19 protein-coding genes are annotated in these 17,177 nt (G+C 47.7%); 12 read left to right on the forward strand and 7 right to left on the reverse strand.

Going from position 1 to position 17,177, the window contains the following annotated elements:
* The first annotated feature begins 251 nt into the window (after positions 1-251).
* On the forward strand, positions 252-1,271 hold the full coding sequence (locus C7B65_RS21340; protein WP_073074675.1) for a glycosyltransferase family 2 protein: 1,020 nt from the start codon (positions 252-254) through the stop codon (positions 1,269-1,271).
* A gap of 7 nt (positions 1,272-1,278) precedes the next feature.
* Positions 1,279-2,454 (forward strand): glycosyltransferase family 4 protein, encoded by a 1,176-nt coding sequence (locus tag C7B65_RS21345; RefSeq protein ID WP_073074674.1) that lies wholly within the window; start codon positions 1,279-1,281, stop codon positions 2,452-2,454.
* On the opposite strand, the gene C7B65_RS21350 is transcribed toward C7B65_RS21345, so the two are convergent.
* Positions 2,449-2,883 (reverse strand): hypothetical protein, encoded by a 435-nt coding sequence (locus C7B65_RS21350; RefSeq protein ID WP_244913260.1) that lies wholly within the window; start codon positions 2,881-2,883, stop codon positions 2,449-2,451. The two genes, C7B65_RS21345 and C7B65_RS21350, sit on opposite strands and share 6 nt — an antisense overlap.
* A gap of 25 nt (positions 2,884-2,908) precedes the next feature.
* Positions 2,909-3,976 (reverse strand): EAL domain-containing protein, encoded by a 1,068-nt coding sequence (locus C7B65_RS21355; protein ID WP_073074673.1) that lies wholly within the window; start codon positions 3,974-3,976, stop codon positions 2,909-2,911.
* 361 nt (positions 3,977-4,337) lie between these two features.
* On the opposite strand from C7B65_RS21355, the gene trpD reads away from it, so the two are divergent.
* A complete protein-coding gene (trpD, locus tag C7B65_RS21360) occupies positions 4,338-5,399 on the forward strand; it encodes an anthranilate phosphoribosyltransferase (RefSeq protein ID WP_073074672.1) in 1,062 nt (353 codons plus the stop codon).
* Here the strand turns inward: trpD and C7B65_RS21365 are convergent.
* Positions 5,396-6,253, reverse strand: a complete 858-nt coding sequence (locus C7B65_RS21365; protein ID WP_083583189.1) for a retropepsin-like aspartic protease family protein — start codon at positions 6,251-6,253, stop codon at positions 5,396-5,398. The two genes, trpD and C7B65_RS21365, sit on opposite strands and share 4 nt — an antisense overlap.
* A 190-nt stretch (positions 6,254-6,443) precedes the next feature.
* Between C7B65_RS21365 and carA the strand changes: the two genes are divergently transcribed.
* The 5 genes from carA (at position 6,444) to C7B65_RS21390 (ending at position 10,665) form a co-directional block, all read left to right on the forward strand.
* Positions 6,444-7,595, forward strand: coding sequence for a glutamine-hydrolyzing carbamoyl-phosphate synthase small subunit (gene carA, locus C7B65_RS21370; RefSeq protein WP_073074670.1), 1,152 nt, complete (start codon positions 6,444-6,446; stop codon positions 7,593-7,595).
* Positions 7,596-7,762: 167 nt separating this feature from the next.
* Complete coding sequence (locus tag C7B65_RS21375; RefSeq protein ID WP_244913261.1) at positions 7,763-8,101, forward strand: STAS domain-containing protein; 339 nt, start codon at positions 7,763-7,765, stop codon at positions 8,099-8,101.
* Positions 8,102-8,285: 184 nt separating this feature from the next.
* The gene (locus tag C7B65_RS21380; RefSeq protein ID WP_244913262.1) at positions 8,286-8,744 is read left to right on the forward strand and encodes a Mini-ribonuclease 3; all 459 of its coding nucleotides are present in this window, start codon (positions 8,286-8,288) and stop codon (positions 8,742-8,744) included.
* Positions 8,745-8,832: 88 nt separating this feature from the next.
* Positions 8,833-10,281, forward strand: a complete 1,449-nt coding sequence (gene rlmB / locus C7B65_RS21385; RefSeq protein ID WP_083583185.1) for a 23S rRNA (guanosine(2251)-2'-O)-methyltransferase RlmB — start codon at positions 8,833-8,835, stop codon at positions 10,279-10,281.
* 105 nt (positions 10,282-10,386) lie between these two features.
* Positions 10,387-10,665, forward strand: a complete 279-nt coding sequence (locus tag C7B65_RS21390) for a DUF1816 domain-containing protein (RefSeq protein WP_073074668.1) — start codon at positions 10,387-10,389, stop codon at positions 10,663-10,665.
* On the opposite strand, the gene C7B65_RS21395 is transcribed toward C7B65_RS21390, so the two are convergent.
* Positions 10,666-11,511, reverse strand: coding sequence for an alpha/beta fold hydrolase (locus C7B65_RS21395; RefSeq protein ID WP_073074697.1), 846 nt, complete (start codon positions 11,509-11,511; stop codon positions 10,666-10,668).
* Positions 11,512-11,690: 179 nt separating this feature from the next.
* Here C7B65_RS21395 and C7B65_RS21400 point away from each other — a divergent pair, with 179 nt between their 5' ends.
* On the forward strand, positions 11,691-12,335 hold the full coding sequence (locus C7B65_RS21400) for a DUF2996 domain-containing protein (protein ID WP_073074667.1): 645 nt from the start codon (positions 11,691-11,693) through the stop codon (positions 12,333-12,335).
* Positions 12,336-12,390: 55 nt separating this feature from the next.
* Here C7B65_RS21400 and C7B65_RS21405 read toward each other — a convergent pair whose 3' ends face one another.
* Positions 12,391-12,873, reverse strand: coding sequence for an NINE protein (locus C7B65_RS21405; protein WP_073074666.1), 483 nt, complete (start codon positions 12,871-12,873; stop codon positions 12,391-12,393).
* A 292-nt stretch (positions 12,874-13,165) separates the two neighbouring features.
* On the opposite strand from C7B65_RS21405, the gene acsF reads away from it, so the two are divergent.
* Both acsF and C7B65_RS21415 read left to right on the forward strand, forming a co-directional pair.
* Positions 13,166-14,242: a magnesium-protoporphyrin IX monomethyl ester (oxidative) cyclase gene (gene acsF, locus C7B65_RS21410; protein WP_073074665.1), complete on the forward strand. Its 1,077-nt coding sequence runs from the start codon at positions 13,166-13,168 to the stop codon at positions 14,240-14,242.
* Between the two features lie 64 nt (positions 14,243-14,306).
* A complete protein-coding gene (locus C7B65_RS21415; protein ID WP_181314465.1) occupies positions 14,307-15,146 on the forward strand; it encodes a hypothetical protein in 840 nt (279 codons plus the stop codon).
* A gap of 44 nt (positions 15,147-15,190) precedes the next feature.
* Here C7B65_RS21415 and C7B65_RS21420 read toward each other — a convergent pair whose 3' ends face one another.
* The gene (locus tag C7B65_RS21420; RefSeq protein WP_223257480.1) at positions 15,191-15,601 is read right to left on the reverse strand and encodes a single-stranded DNA-binding protein; all 411 of its coding nucleotides are present in this window, start codon (positions 15,599-15,601) and stop codon (positions 15,191-15,193) included.
* Positions 15,602-16,085: 484 nt separating this feature from the next.
* On the reverse strand, positions 16,086-16,262 hold the full coding sequence (locus C7B65_RS28035; protein ID WP_181314466.1) for a hypothetical protein: 177 nt from the start codon (positions 16,260-16,262) through the stop codon (positions 16,086-16,088).
* A gap of 50 nt (positions 16,263-16,312) precedes the next feature.
* Between C7B65_RS28035 and C7B65_RS21430 the strand changes: the two genes are divergently transcribed.
* On the forward strand, positions 16,313-17,177 hold an 865-nt coding region (locus C7B65_RS21430), incomplete at its 3' end, for an ISAs1 family transposase (protein WP_146135838.1).

Genomic DNA, 17,177 nt, shown 5'->3' on the forward strand with positions numbered 1-17,177 from the left:
TGGTACGAGTCAGTCAAATCAGGTCAAATGCATCTCTCAAGAAGGCAACCGATCATGTTTTAAGTGCGGGTCAAATAAACCGCCAAGAATATGCTCAACTGACTTCACTTCTCCTTTCTAATCATAAAATTACTTCTCAAGAGTTGCGAGCGATCAACCGCATTTTTGACTCGATTAAGCAAGGAACTCTGAAAATTATCGACTAGCCGCACGACTAAAGTGATTTTTTAGACCGATTCGGAGAGATTTAAATGGCAGCGCTTGTTTCAATTATTGTCAATTGCTATAACCAGGGTCGTTATCTCGATCGCTCCGTCAAGAGTGTTCTCTCACAAACCCTGACTGACTTAGAGTGCATCATTATCGATGATGGCTCAACTGATAACACTCGTCAGATTTCAGAATCTTTAATGATTCTAGACTCTCGCGTCAAATACTATTTTCAAGAAAATGCTGGGTTAGCCTCTGCCCGAAATTTTGGAGTGTCTAAAGCTGAAGGGAAATGGGTTCAATGTCTCGATGCAGATGATTGGATTCATGAAGACAAAACTAGATTTCAGCTAGACCATTTAGCAGGATATGAAGATCGAGAAGTCGTTTTTTATAGTGATTACGATCGTGTTTTAATCGACCCAAACGAAAGAATTATCGATCATCAACCCAATATCATTGGTACGCTAACCCAAGAAGAATTAATCGAGCGATTATTGACTCCTGATTTTTTATCAAGCTCTCCTCATCCTGCGCTTCAGCAAGCGACGTTGATGCGAAAGAGCATCTTCTTAAAGTATCCGCTTCAAGAAGGATTAAAAGCAATGGTCGATCGCTACTTTGCTTTAGAAATTGCTGCTGAAGATATTAAATTTGTCTACACTCCACTAGTTGGGGCCTTTTATACAAAGCACCAGTCCAACATGACAAACGATTGGAATCATTTAGTTAATTCCTATGCTGATTTTTATGAAAGAGTGGCAAGCCAACATCCCAAGCTAATGCAATTCTGTCAGAAAAGCCTGATGTTTTTCGTAAACGAAGCGATTAAAGAGAAAAATCAAACTCAGTTCGAGCAATTCGCAAAATTTGTTCAATTTCCAATCTATTTGTCTGATGGGAAAATCAAAATTTGGGGACGATCGTCGCTCAATCTCGCTTTTATAATCCGCCGCCTGCTTCCAACTACTTTGCTCTACGAAAAAGGCAGCCTGTCTCAAAAAATCTTAAATCTATTATCTAAACCTCTAACCCGTTGGATGCCGTCTAAAAGCGGATAATTGATGAATGAATCTTGCTTCTGGATCAACGACTAAAGTTTCATTAGTGGTCAGTGACTTATCGGGTGGCGGTGCAGTTCGGGCATTTCTTCTAGCACAAGTTTTAAAGAAACTAAAGTATCAGGTCGAAGTCGTCGGATTTCAATTTGGGCGCGAATTATATGCCGCTCCGCCTGATGGAATTGTGGTGCGATCGGTGCCTGGAAATAACTATCCTCAAGTCTTAAAATCAGCCTCGCAGCTTCTCAAAAAAATCGATGGCGATATTATTTATGCAGTCAAACCAAAACCTACAAGCTTCGGTTTATCGCTGTTAAAAAAGCTTCAAACTCGTCGCCCTGTAATCCTCGACATGGACGATTGGGAACTCAGTTGGCACGGTGGAGACGATTGGAATTATCACCCTTCTCTCCAACAGCTTTATCGAGATCTGTTGAAAGAAAATGGTCAATTAAGACACCCCGATCACGCGCTTTATGTGAAATGGACTGAAGGATTGGTAGCTCGTGCAGATGCCGTGACGATCGATACTCAATTCCTCAAAAACCGATTTGGGGGCGTTTATCTACCCAACGGCAAAGACACTGATCTGTTTAGTCCTCACCCCTACAATCCTGACGCGACTCGCAAACAGTATGGTTTGTCAGACTACAAAGTCTTGATGTTTCCAGGTGCGCCCCGCCCTCATAAAGGTGTTGAAGACGTTCTAGTCGCCCTCGATCAGTTGAATGATCCGACTTTGCGGCTGGTGATTATTGGTGGAAATCCCTACGACAACTATGACGACACTCTAATCGAGCGCTGGGGACGCTGGATTATTAAGCTGCCCAAGCAACCTGTTGAAAAAATGCCAGAAATCGTTTCTGCGGCTCATGTGGTTGTCGTTCCGCAACGAGACACGCTCACGGCTCAAGCGCAGTTCCCGCTCAAACTCACCGACGGCATGGCGATGGCAAAGCCTATCCTGTCAACGTGTGTAGGCGATATTCCAGACATTCTCAATCACACGGGCTATCTCGTCGCACCCAATTCACCCGACCAACTAGCCGCCAAAATTCAGTGGATTTTTCAGAATTTTGAGGAAGCGATCGATCGCGGGCTTCAAGCCAGAAAGCGCTGTGTTGAACTCTATAGCGTCGATGCCATGGCGACCATTTTATCCAACGTGATTGCAACTCTATAGATCACTCTTCAGCAACGGCACGTCTAACCAATCTCCGAGATACGATCGCACCTCTTGAGAAAAAGCCGATCGCTGCTCAAAACGCTCAGTTCGCACAGGTTTGCGTTCTTCATCCAACATCCAACCATAGTCGCTGCTGAGGCGCAAACCGCCCTGCCAATCTGCTATAGAAATCATAAGCTGAGGAGCCGGAGAATAATCATAGTCTTTGACGCGAAAGACGTAGTTAAAGCTATTTTGACTCGCAGCAGCCACCGTCGAAGGTTGCCCAAACTTCTGAGTCAGCTTCGCTTTTACCTGCTCTACTAAACTAGGAGTCGCAATATCTTCTAGCGTCCGCACTGCCAGCGTCAACGCAAAATAAAACTCTTCAACCGGGACAAACTCAAGCTGCATGATGATAGCGATCGTAGAGATTCTCGGAATCATTATCCTACGCGACGTGACCCTGCTCTTAACAAGCTTCTAGCATCTGCTCATCAGAGGGTTGCCACAGGGTCAATTCGGGCGACGCTAACCCAAACCCCTGCCCTAAATCAACGCCTGCCTGACTGCAAAACTCAATATCATTTGCGTCTTCCAAGCCTTCTGCTAAGACCACAATCTCCATCTCGTGGGCAAAATGCAGCAGACTTTTGATCATCACTTGCTTGAGTGTATAGTGACTACAGCCGTGAATTAACCGCCGATCGAGCTTGATCACATCGGGGCGAAACTCCATGCAGTAATGGTCGATCGAGACATTGCTGCCCAAGTCGTCGATCGCTAAACCAAACCCCCAAGCGCGAATCTGCTCGATCAGCCTTGGCAATGCTGGATAGCGCCCTAACGCTTCTATCTCTGTAAGTTCAAAGACAATCTGTTCAGGACGCAAGCCAAGGTCTAAAACCTGCTGAAAGTTTCGCTCTAATGAACGGGGGTCACACCCGATCGCGTTGGGCAACACGTTTATAAAAAAAGTCGCCGAACTTTCAGCAGACCCGACTTTTGCAGAAATCTGCGCCACTGCTTCGAGACAGGACGATCGAGCCAGATCATCAAACTCATTGAGCAAGTTCATCGACAGTGCAGCATCAATGAGTTGCTGACCGCCAAAGCTTTGTCCTTGGGAAGTTTTTGCCCGTGCCAAACACTCGTGAGCGACAACTTGCCCCGATGCCAGATTAAAAATCGGTTGATATTTGAAGAACAGGCGTTGTCTCGCTAAAACTTGCAAAAACCAGGCGTTTTTGATCAGCCGCGTCGTGTTGCTCAAGGGTTGGGCATTCAAGAATTCGACCAGCAGATCTCTTGACTCTAGCGGCGATCGGGTCAGCAAAAACCGCACTGAGGTCTGACTCGCCTCTGGAATCATTTGACTGATTTGAGAAAGCAGTTCTGGAAGCTGATGATTAATGACAACTTGGTAAAGAAGTTGGGGCACCAAGGTGATCTTTTGAAAGCCCAACTGATAGATATACTCTTCTGTTGCTTCACTGTCGGGTTGAATAATTAATTTTAACGAGTTATCTAACAGGTTCATAGTCTGCACCCTTACCAGCTTCCTTTCATCGCAAGATTTATGCATTGTGCCCGAAAACTGGAGTTACTTACACCCCTAACTTGAGTGATATAACTTACAGCAGGGATATGCAAGATACCTAGCTCTTAATTGCAGTAATCTACCACACTCACCCCTGAGTTTTAAGCGAATTAGCACTGAAAATGCAGTTTTTGTGAGTGCCCTTACACTTGAATCATAAGAATCAAAAAAAAAGAAAGTTAGCGTTTTGATATAATTTGTCACTTACTATATAAAGCGAATTTGCTTTTGAGAGCATGTCGATCGTGTTTAATCTCCAAAAAGTGGTGACATAACTCAAGTCCCTTCATCAATTTCTGTCATGCCTGTTGTAGATAACATTTCTAATCGAGAACTTGAAGATACAGTTGGTTCCTGGTCAAGTCTGCTACAGCAATTGTTAGATCGTCAATCACTTTCTCAAGCGCAAGCGGCGGCTCTCATGCAAGGCTGGTTAGCAGGAGCGGTTCCCCCAGTTTTGTCAGGTGCCCTACTCGCTGCCCTACAGTCAAAAGGCGTTTCTGCCGCAGAATTGGCAGGAATGGCGCGAGTCTTACAACAGCAGGCTTCTCCAGCTTCAATTTCTGCCATACCTTTGATTGATACCTGTGGCACCGGAGGCGACGGAGCATCCACGTTTAACATTTCGACCGCTGTTGCCTTTGTTGCGGCGGCGGCAGGCGTTCCGGTTGCTAAACATGGCAATCGATCGGCATCGAGTCGAGTCGGGTCTGCTGACGTGCTAGAAGCGTTGGGAATTAATCTAGGTGCCCCGGCTGAGAAGATTCGATTGGCCGTTGAAGTCGTTGGCATTACGTTTTTGTTTGCGCCGGGGTGGCATCCTGCTTTAAAGGCAGTGGCACCGATTCGGCAGTTACTCAAAGTGCGGACGGTATTTAATTTGTTGGGTCCGCTGGTAAATCCACTGCGACCGAGCGGGCAAGTGATCGGAGTCTTTGATGCAAGTCTGCTGGAAACGATCGCACAAGCGCTCAATGAACTGGGCACCCAGCGCGCGATTGTCCTTCACGGTCGAGAACGACTGGATGAAGCCGGGTTAGGCGACCTGACCGATTTAGCCATCCTGTCCGATCGACAAGTTCAGTCCGCGACGATCGATCCCAAAGCCCTCGGACTCGCCCCCGCGCCTCTAGATGCCCTACGAGGCGGAGACGTGCAGACCAATGCTGAAATTCTGCAAGCCGTCCTTCAAGGAAAAGGCACCCCAGCCCAGCAAGATGTAGTTGCCTTAAATGCAGCGCTGGCTCTGCAAGTTGGAGAAGCCACGACTAGCTATGCACAAGGGATTGCTCTCGCGAAAGAAGTTTTGGCAACCGGGGCAGCGTGGGACACCTTGGAGCGCTTGGTGAAATTTCTCCGCTAACCCGAACACTGCTGAAACTCAATGGTTTCCTGCTTAATTGAGAGGTCACAGCCACCAAAGAAATCGTGACCCAGAAGTCTGACGGGTCCGATCGTGACTGGCACATTGCGAATGATGCGAGTGCCAACCCGAATTGATTTAATCATCGCCACCGCGAATTCAGTTTGTCCAGCAGGAGTCATTCCAGTGGTCGAGCCGACAATTTTTGCGCCCAGTTCTACTGCCATGTCGGGCGTGATCATCGTGCCAGAGGCTCCTGTGTCTACCATCATTTCAAACTGACGGCTGCCATTAAACAAAACATCGATCACCGGAATGCGGCTCTGACGATACTTAATTCGAGCGCGATAGCTTCCTCCAGAACTCGACGCACTTGCCTGAGCCGTCGCATCTGAAATCGGCGTATCGATCACAATTTTAGACTCTAAGGTTTCGCCGCGATCGCGCCCCGTCTGGTCTGCCCGATTTTGCGCTGAGGCGAGACTGCGCTGATATTCAGCAAGCTTCTGATTGGCAAGCTTCTTGTTAGGGTCTGCTTTCGGCACTTGTTTGAGCAGCGCGATCGCCTGTTGCCATCGACTTGCTACGAGCTTCCAATCTTCTGCCGACTGCACAGATTGACTCATGCTTTTCGCACTTTGAGCTTTGTCGATCGCTAACTGATAATTCTCACTTTGCGACACTTTTGCAGATTTTGCAGCAGGTTTGGAAACCACAGCCGCAGACGCTTTTGGCTCTGGGGTTGAAGAACTCCCTTGACTAAAACTGCTAGCGCGGCTGCATGCCAAACTGCTGACCGACAAAACGCCTGCAAACAACCACAACGAAACGCTAGACCGGGATGAATTCAGCATAACTTCGGTGAATAGAAGGAAGGAAATAAAAGGTAGTAATGAATACTCCCAAACTTAGCATTCCCTGATAGTTGGGTGGGTTCATCGACTACTCTGATTTCACAGAAGCTTGACAAAAGGGAGCAAGAACAGCACAAGCAAAAAGACTCGTGCGATAATGCCAAAGATCTTTTGCTCATCCTTCTCCCTTATGGCTCTCTCCGTTGCTCAACCCGCTCTACTCGTGCTAGCAGATGGCACAGTTTATCAAGGTTTTTCGTTTGGTGCCCTTGGAACCACGATCGGAGAAGTCGTCTTCAACACGGGCATGACTGGCTATCAAGAAGTCCTGACTGATCCCAGCTATCGAGGACAGGTTGTCACCTTTACCTATCCTGAGTTAGGAAACACCGGAGTCAACCCAGAAGACGACGAATCGGCGGCTCCTCAAGTGCGAGGCGCGATCGCCCGCAATGTCTGCGATCGCCCCAGCAATTGGCGCGCAACTCAGTCGATTTCAGACTATCTCAAGCAGCACAACGTCATCGGCATTTATGGAATTGATACCCGCTCTCTGACGCGCAAGATTCGATCGACGGGGGCAATGAACGGTGCCATCTCGACCGAAATTCTCGACTCCAGCGAGTTGCTAGAGCAAGTGCAAGACGCACCTAGCATGACTGGGTTAAATCTAGTTAAAGAGGTCACGACTTCAAAAGTTTATGAGTGGTCTGAGATCACAACTGCTAACTGGGAGTTTAGCCCAACCGTTACCCAGCCCGGTGAAGAGATGTTTACGGTAGTGGCGATCGACTTCGGCATCAAGCGCAACATTCTGCGACGGCTTGCCAGCTATGGTTGCCGCGTAGTCGTGGTTCCGGCTGATACGTCTCCTGAAGAGATTCTCAAACACAACCCAGATGGCATTTTTCTCTCAAACGGACCAGGCGATCCCGCCGCCAATCTGGAAGGAATCGAAACCACAAAAGCTTTGCTTGCCTCTCAAAAGCCCGTGTTTGGCATCTGCATGGGGCACCAGATTTTAGGACTCTCGCTAGGAGCAGAAACCTTTAAGCTCAAATTTGGGCATCGGGGCTTAAACCAGCCTGCGGGGTTGCGCGATCGCATCGAAATCACCAGCCAAAACCATGGCTTTGCACTCTCCGCCGATTCCCTCCCCAACACCACGGTCGAAGTGACTCACTTAAACTTGAACGATCGCACGATCGCAGGATTGCGCCACAAAACGCTCCCTATGTTCTCAGTGCAATACCACCCTGAAGCCAGCCCCGGACCGCACGATGCCGATTATCTATTTGAGCAGTTTGTAGGCGCAATGAAAGAACACAAAGCAAAAGAATGACGAATTTTGAATTCAGTCAATTCAGAACCACTCACCAAAATTTAACCCTAATAACTTCCTCAAACTAGTAGTAAACTTCTCGCGAAGGGTGTATACTGAAACCTCAAATTCTTGGATTTTGGAGCTAGGAGGGTTCTATTCCTGAGCCACTGAACCTAACTGTAAGCTTGAGAGGCACTCGCGAAGTTAGGGATAATTACCAGCTATTTCGCCTCACAGGTCTACTCGATGCGTTTTCGGAGCCAACCTTCCGTAAGGTGCTCACGAAATGTGTCGAGGAAGGACCTAAACACGTTATTTTGGATCTCTCGACGATTGATTTTGTTGACAGTTCTGGTCTGGGTGCGCTTGTGCAAATTGCCAAGAAAGCTCAATCTGCGACCGGAACTCTACAGATTGTGACCAATCCCCGCGTGACTCAAACCGTCAAGTTAGTGCGCTTAGAAAAATTCTTGGCGCTTCAAACCTCTGTCGATGTAGCGATCGAAAACGCCAAGGCAGCCTGAGTTAGGTTGTCGATCATTCACCTGCTATCCAGAGGCTCTGGGTAGCAAGTCTTTTGTGTCATGATTAGATTTGTTCATCGATTCCGACTTGATTTAGCTTCAACCCCAAATGAGTTTGCTAGGATCGAAACTAGTCGGTGTCACTAAATTAAAAAAAGTGCCATTAGCAAGGCGAGACAAGCGTGTGACTTCAGATGAGCCAAGACCTTTAGGTGTTTTAGACAGCAGTCTGGCTGATTTAATGTTAGACCGATGTACGCCTGAAACCATCTCATTCGCTCAGGTGCAGCGTCTTTCTCCAGCAGCATTGGCATATTTAGGAGACGCAGTTTATGAACTTCACGTTCGACGCTGCTACCTATTTCCACCAAGGCGTTTAGAGAATTATCATCAGCAAGTTGTCGCCCAAGTGCGGGCAGAAAGTCAAGCGAGGCATCTCCGATCGCTTCAGCCCTACCTAACCAGTCATGAGCAAGCGCTTCTCAAGCGGGGTCGAAATGCGGTGTCTACTCGTCACAAGCGGGTTGATCCCGAAATTTACCAGCAAGCCACTAGTTTAGAAACCCTCATCGGCTATCTTTACCTCACCGATTCAACCCGTTTATTAGAATTGTTCAGCCATTTAGAGTTTGAGACTCCCTAAGCCAACGTTCAGAAGGCAGACGGCTAGTTTTCTCTAGCATTGGCAACTCGCTCGACCGATCACTGAAACTTGTCAGGAATTTAAACTCATGTCCATCAAAAAACGCGATTCTGACGATCAGGATCGGTCTAGCAGAGGCTCTGTAGTTAAGCCAAAACTTAAAGGCAAGCGAATTATCGCTGGAAGAAAAGGGCGCGCCTACACAAAACCCGATTCAGAAGCCAGCCGAGGGCAAGATCGCCCTGCTAAGAAGTTTGAGCGAAACGGAAAATTTAGACCCGAAAGACCCGCTCGTAGTGAGAATAGCCGATCGGAAGGTGGCTATCAACGCCGCGAATTCAGTTCAGAGAGAAGCTCCGATCGCCCTGAAAACCCTCGGACTGAAGGCGGATACAAGCGTCGTGACTCTGATGGGGCAAAACCGAAGCTGCGATCGAGCGAACCCAGGCGATCTGACTTCAAACCTCGCGAATCCAGACCCGACTTTAAATCTCGTGAACCCAGACGCTCAGACTCTAGATCCGACGAACCCAGACCCGACTTTAAATCTCGTGAACCCAGACGGGAAGACAGTCGATCGAGTGAGCCAAGACGCTCAGACTCCAGAGCCAACGAGCTTAGACAATCTGCACCCAGAGCCACAAAATGGTCTTCTTATGGAGCGGCTTATGGAGGAGCAAAAGCCGCTTCCTATGGCGGAGAAGTCAAGCGATCGTTCTATGGAGCCGACCAGGTTGATCAGCAAGCTCCGGCTGAAGAAGAAGACACTGATCTAATTTATGGACGGCATACCGTTCTGGCAGCACTTCAGGGCGATCGATCACTTAACCGCGTTTGGATTACACCTCGCCTACGCTACGATCCCCGCTTCCATACGCTGCTGACTGAGGCAAAGTCAAACGGCACGGTGATTGATGAAGTCGAACCCAATCGGCTTGACCAAATCACTCACCGAGGAAACCATCAAGGCGTTGCGGCTCAAGTCGCTCCCTACGAATATGTCGAGATCGGTGAACTGATCGAACGAGCAAAGTCTACGTCTGATCACCCTGTCATCGTTGTCGCAGATAGCATCACCGATCCCCACAATTTGGGCGCAATCATTCGCACGGCTGAAGCTCTAGGTGCACAAGGACTCGTGATTCCTCAACGGCGAGCGGTTGGAGTCACTTCTACAGTGGTAAAGGTAGCGGCGGGTGCGATCGAAAACTTCTCAATTGCGCGAGTCATTAATTTAACTCGTGCTCTAGAAGAGTTAAAAGAAGCAGGTTTCTGGATCTATGGCACCGCCGCTGAGTCTAGCCAACCCATTCACACAGTCGATTTTGCCAAAGCAGCCGTTTTGGTAATTGGGGCAGAAGGCGAAGGACTCAGTGTGACCATGCAAAAAAGCTGTGATGTATTGGTGTCCATCCCTCTCCAAGGCAATACGCCGAGCTTAAATGCCTCAGTTGCCGCCGGGATGGCGCTCTACGAAATCTATCGACAGCGCTGGGCAAGCACGATACAAATAGATTTGTCAAAGAAGTCAATGTGATTGAAAAACAAGATGTAACCCAGTACAAAGAAGCTTGGACGTTTGAGTCTACGAGATTAAAGCGTAGGGCGCTCTCTAACGTGTTTGTTTAAATCGACGAAGCCTATGAATGAGTTACTGACAAATCTTTTAAGCGCTCTAGGGCTTGCCTGGTGGGTCGAAATCACGACGGATAGTCCCCGTTGTCTTTACTACTTTGGCCCTTTTCTGAATGTTGAGGAAGCCAAGGCCCATCAGGGAGGATACATTCAAGATTTAGAGCAAGAAGGCGCACAAAACATCACGGTTAAGGTGAAGCGCTGTAAGCCCACGAATTTAACGGTTTATGACGAAAAGAGCGATCGAGGTGCAAACAAAACTCAGATCTCAAGCATTCTCAAGTAGTCAAATAAGATCCTGAATGACTTCAGGATGGATAGCTAACCATCGATCGATATCTGCCAAAATCTGATCAGGAATCTCCCACGGCAGCAAGTGAGCCGTATTGGGGTAACAATGGGACTCGCAATTTTGCAGCGATCGCACCATTTCTCGACTAGAAGCAGCCGTGATGTGCCGATCCTGCTCTCCGGCTAACACTAAACAAGGACATTGGATTTTGTCGAGATCAGATAGGCGATTATAGCCCTGCTGAAGGGCAACACTCAGCGCTCGTGTTGCGGCTCCCGACGTTTTGAGATATGCATACATCGCTTCATTTGCCAAATATTTGTAGGTTGCAGGCGTGTGAGTTTGGACGAGATGGCGAAAGAGCGATCGCTTGCCAAAGGTGTCAATATTCCATTGCCATCCCGGCTGCAATCGATTCAAAATTGCCGCAATTCCGGTATAAACATTGTCTTGCAAACTAATCGGTGGATGGTCTCCCCATGGGCGCGCAGACGTTGCCACCAAAATCAATCCACTCACCCGTTCCGGAAATTTCAGGGCTAACTCGACGGCTAAGATTCCGCCCAAAGACCACCCCAAAACTAGACAGCGAGAAACACGATAGCGATCGAGCACGATTTCTAAGTCAGTTAGGTGATCGATCATCAAGAAGTCTTTTTGCGTTTGGCTATCACCATAGCCCCGCAGGTCAGGTGCGATCGTCCGAAATCGCTGAGATAAATGCTGCGTAAACACTGATAAACTCCGTCCTGCTCCTGGATGCCCGTGCAGACACAAAATCGGGAATCCACTTCCCTCAGCCAAAACGTTTAGTTTGACCGCTTGCACTCTATCGTCCATTTGATTTGCCTCAAAAAGCGGATAGTCTTCAATCAATCGTTTTTGGTTTAAATTTTGATGCAGGGTTTCTGCCAAATGCCATAGTATGCCTGGTATTCATCGTTTATCATAAGTTCACAGGAGATTGAAACGCAGTCTCATCGACGATCAACCCACTAGGAAAAGGACTCACCTGAGCTATGGCAGACCCAACCAACCACAACGAAGCCGGGGAAGTAGCGCCCAGCACGGTTGAAAAGCAAGCTCCCGATGTTGCAGAAGACAATGCACCCAGCACGTCTTCTCCTGAAACCACCCAGATTCCCACTGCTAACGCCCCTGACCCGATCGCAGTCAACGCCGAAGACAACCCCAATGCGGTAAAGCCCAAGGCAGCAACCACGAAAGAGACAACTCCTAGCGAGGAAGCGATCAAGCCTGCGAAAGCCAAGAAAGAAAAGGCTCCTGCCCTTGAAGACAAACCCTTAAATGAATTTGTTCAGCAAGATTATCTCCCTGCCCTTAAAAAAGGACTTGCAAAACTAGGTGTTCAAGACATCGATCTCGCTTTCGAGAAAAAGAAAATTCCAATTAAAGGATACGAATCGAATGAATCTTGGCAAATCGTTGGGCAATGGAAAGCGTCTAGACAGCCCAGGCAGTTTAATATTTACTTTTTTGACGAAACAATTAACGGTCTAAAAGGCTTCTCCTGTGCCGAAAGCACGGGCAGACCTAGCACTATGGAGTCCTTTCTCATTGATGAGCGCAAAGTCACTTTAGATCTACTGGTGTTTGGTGCGGTTCAACGCCTGAACGGTCAAAAGTGGCTTGCTAAAAACTAAGCTGGTTGTAGTCTGTCCTAAACGAAGGCAGACTATAACCGCGAAATTAGCCAGTCTACAGTTCCTTGAACTCATAAACCACAACTCCAGTTTCTGGATCGTTGCCAACTTCGACATATCCAGTTCTGACCATCCCTTGAAGTAGAGCCTCGATCGCGCTAAATCCCAACCCGGTTGCCATTACACCTTGTGTGACTGAAAGTCTTCCATTATGCTCCGCCGCCGCTTGCAGGAGCTGAATCAGTGCCTGACTTTGACCAAGATCCAGACTTGATTTTGATTCCGACATCTCGACCACATAATGAATTCCTGGCTCACCCACGGGTGAAGCATTCAGGCGACTGGCGCGTTTGGTATTGTGTGTCTCAACCATTTTGGGAATAAACAGTAGATCTGCTAACTGCCCAACTCCAAACAGCCCACCGCTAAACAACCAGAGCAATCCCGTCCAGATTTTGCCGTTGTAGAGGCGATGAAGTCCTGCCAGCCCGACCAAGCCGCCTAACCACAGAACATAAGCGGTGCCAACTTTGTTCATATCTTCTCGTCACGCTTCAGAATACTCTTGAATTCTCATCATAGAAACTTTGCTTTAGTTGTGTAAGTCGATCAAGATAGATATAGTTCCTTACGATCGCCTTACTGAACTTGAGTTTCTGTTGCAACTCTTAACGAAAAGTCCTATTTTCATTACCTTCCAGCTTGGTAGACTAAAGAACATATTCAGAATGTACTCCTGTATCAGCATAACGCCCTAGCGTAGTGAGATGCCATTGCATCAGCGCCCAACCTGTAGACGCAGAAGTTAGACACAAGAGCGGTTATTACTTATGGTAGATTCCCTTAAAAAACCTGGCTTTGAAGAACTCCGTCCTGGAATCAAAGTTCCAGCTAAAGAAACCATCCTTTCGCCAAAGTTCTACACCACAGACTTTGATGCAATGGCGAAGATGGACATTTCACCCAACGAAGACGAACTGAGAGCAATCTTAGAAGAGTTTCGAGCTGACTATAACCGTCACCACTTCGTTCGGGATGCTGAGTTTGATCAATCCTGGGATCACATGGATTGGGACACTCGCAAGCAGTTCGTTGAATTTTTAGAGCGGTCATGCACCTCTGAGTTTTCGGGCTTTCTGCTCTACAAAGAACTCAGCCGCAAGCTTAAAGATAAGAACCCGTTATTAGCAGAATGTTTTGGGCTAATGGCTCGTGACGAAGCTCGTCATGCTGGCTTCCTCAACAAAGCGATGTCAGATTTTAATCTGTCACTAGATCTGGGGTTTCTGACCAAGAGTCGTAAATACACTTTCTTTAAACCAGAGTTTATTTTTTACGCGACCTACCTCTCTGAAAAAATCGGCTACTGGCGTTACATTAGAATTTATCGCCATCTTCAAGCAAATCCTGATAAGCGGATCTACCCAATCTTCCGCTTCTTTGAGAATTGGTGTCAGGATGAGAATCGTCATGGTGACTTCTTTGACGCGCTCATGAAGGCTCAACCTCAATACCTAAACACCTGGAAAGCAAGGCTTTGGTGTCGGTTCTTCCTGCTGGCAGTCTTTGGCACAATGTACATCCGCGACACTCAAGAGCCTGGATTTTACGAAGTGTTGGGAATTGATGCCCGCGAATACGAAACCTACGTCATTCAGAAGACCAACGAAACCGCAGGGCGCGTGTTTCCAGTGATGTTAGATGTAGATAGCCCAGAGTTCTATCAGCGTTTAGATGTCTGTGTGCAGAACAACCGAGATTTGGCAACGATCGTCGCTTCCAAGACTCCCAAAGTTCTCCAAATTTTCCAAAAACTTCCTCTTTACGCTTCAAACGCATGGCAACTTCTACGACTGTATTTGATGAAACCGATCGCGTCTGCCCCCGCTCAGGGCACTGTTCGCTAAGGTTTTAGCTGCCTTTAGTTGATACGGCTCTGTCTCATGCAGGGCCGTTTTTTGTGTGAATTAAATGAATAAAAAGAGAACCTACACTTGCCTTCGAGAGCTAATCTTTTGCCTTTCACTGGAAACAACTTTTTCTTTGAAGGCACAAGCGATCGACTACACAATCTCGCGCTCTGCGGAAGATCTTGTCCTTCGTAACAAAGAGTTGACACTGAATGAAGTTGCTCCTCTACCAGATGATAACTCTTTCGGCAGTGAGAAACCCACAGCGACTGCTGTTCAACCACCTGCTTTCCAACCTACTGCGTCGTCTCTCGACCCCGATCCCAAAGTCATTAACAACAGCCCTACTCTTCAACGTTGGATCAAAGAAGTTCCTAATGTTGCGGCTGATATTACAAATGACCCTAGCTTCCGTACCCGTATCCGAGTGCAATATTTAAGCGTTCGATCGTCCCATCATTCACCAAACTTTAACGTTAGCATTGAGGATTTAAGGCTCGGTCGTACTCACGCAACAATTAGCGCAGACTTTCAAATAGCGTCCAATAACAACTGCCAAACCTGGGGCACCAACTTACACTACTATGTGTACCCTTTGGGAAGCTACATCAATGTCGCCCCAGTAATTGGCTATCGGAATCTAAAAAGCAACGCCTATTCGACTAGCGGCATAAATCTAGGATTTCGCCTTCTGTTAGTTCTCTCACGCAGTGGTGGTGCTGATGTTAGCCTCACTCAGACTTGGATCGCTCCAGGAAGTGACGAAGAAGCTGGACTTTCTACACTCTCTTTTGGCTATGCTCTTAACCACCAAGTTCGTCTTTCTACAGACCTACAGCATCAAAACACAAAGCGAGGCATCGATAACCGTTTCGGTATTGGGGTTGAATGGATGCTGTGAGATCACAGAAGGCAGAAGTAACGTCGTTTCTGAAAGAGCGATCGTCAAGCAGTTGCCATCACTCCCTCAACAAACGCACTGTCAATTGAACTATCTTTAGTTTCATCATCTCGACTATCTTTAGTTCCATCATCTCGAACAATATCAAGATCGATATCTAGCACTGTCATCTGCAAGCCTGCTCTAGGAACATTTCCATTGCTTGAGATGAAAGGATTAGGTTCAACATTACCAGTGCAAATGATCAATGACCCTTTCTTCAGGAACTGAAGCTTACGCCAAGCATAAGATTTCTCCCAAATGCTCAGGGAAACAGTGAACGATTCTTCGCGATCGCGCGGCTTCTGCACATACAACGTCGCTGTCGCCACCTGAGCCTTCTCACCACTCTTCAAGTCAACGGTTTTAATTTGAGCGTCTGCCGCCAAATTACCACTAACGATCCACTTGTTCAAGCCTCTACTCGACATAAACCCGTCCTGCGAATTGTACTAGTTTAGTGTTCCCACGATCGTCAGACAATGAACAAGCAGATTCTTGAAATTTCAGAATGGCAATCCGACTCACACAACTTTGTATCAACTCAATAGACTTTCATAACAAAAGTCCTCCCCAGATGGCAATTCTTGCGGCATGGTAGGGGCGATCGCAAAGGTCTCATCTGAATTCTACATAGATAGCATTAGAAGCTCCGGCATTTTCTATTGATAGAGCGAAGAGAAGTACTATAAGCAAAAAAGCCCCCCTTCAACTAAGAAGGGCAGGGTGGTTTCAAGGTAAGGAGAGAAAAATGAGGATGGACTGAAACCTTAAATATAACTATCAGTCCATGTCCCTCATCACTCAATTAAAAACGATCTCAGACCCTCGCAGCAAACGCGGACAAAGCCAACCGCTGTGGTTGATTCTATTTTTGGCATTGCTGGGCAGCTTATGTGGCTACTGGGGGTATCGTCCGCTGGTTGCCTTTACCCGCATCATCTCATCCTGTGTGAGTTGTTGGAACTGCCCCCCAGTTGCACCCGCTTTCCGTCCTACTCGACCTTTCGGCGGACGTTTCAGCAGGTCGATGCCCAAGAGTGGGTGAATATTTTTAATGGCTGGGCCTTGCGGCACGCGTCCACCTTGGCAGGTCTGTTGTGGTCGATTGATGGCAAAAGCATCAAATGCACAGCGGTTGGGGGCAACACGCACGAGCAAACTTCGCGTCTCTGGTATCGGTCTATGGACAAAGCGTCGGGGTGGTGCGCTTGGAGTTGATGGACAACGCCAAAGAAAGTGAAATTGGGGTCGCCAAACGCCTGCTAGAAGTCGTCACCAGTACTCCAACTTTGGCGCAGTCCTTGCCCCTGAGTTTTAGCCTCGATGCCCTCCCTACTCAAGTCGAAACGTTGGACCTCTTAGAAGCGCGGCACTGTCACTATCTTGTGAGTCTCAAAGCCAATCAGAAAAAGCTTTACGACCAAATGCGCTCCCTGTTGCACCACGCGACTCCCTTGAGCCAAACCACCCACACTGAGACGCTGCATGGTCAGCAAACCCAGCGGACTGTCCAGGTCTATCACGTTCCTGATGATCTGCCCCAACGCTGGGCAAAAGCTGGGATAACCCGAATTGTCTGGGTCATCCGTCAAGGTACTCGTGCGGGTAAGCCCTTTGCCGAGGAGCAGTGTTACCTCAGCAATTTGTGCCTAGATGCCACCATATTTTTAGATCTGACCCGCAGCCATTGGCAAATCGAAAATGGGTTGCATTGGGTCAAAGATGTCACGCTTCAAGAAGATGACCCGCCGCGTCGTGGCGGATATGCTCCCATTAGTTGGGCAATTTTTAACTCTGTTTCTGATTACCTTAGCCCGTCGTTTAGGGTGCCGAACGATCCCCGACTGCATCCGAGAACTCGCCAATCAGGTGCATCAGGTTTTTCACTAGCTAACTTGAAACCACCCTGCCCTTCAGCTAAGAAAGGAGGCTTTGTTCTTTTAATATTCAACCTGGCGATGAGCTATTTTTGCGGGAGGCTACCCTCCA

Origin of the sequence: Phormidesmis priestleyi ULC007 (assembly GCF_003003695.1) — a bacterium.
In the GTDB taxonomy this organism is placed as follows: Bacteria; Cyanobacteriota; Cyanobacteriia; order Leptolyngbyales; family Leptolyngbyaceae; genus Phormidesmis_A; species Phormidesmis_A priestleyi_A.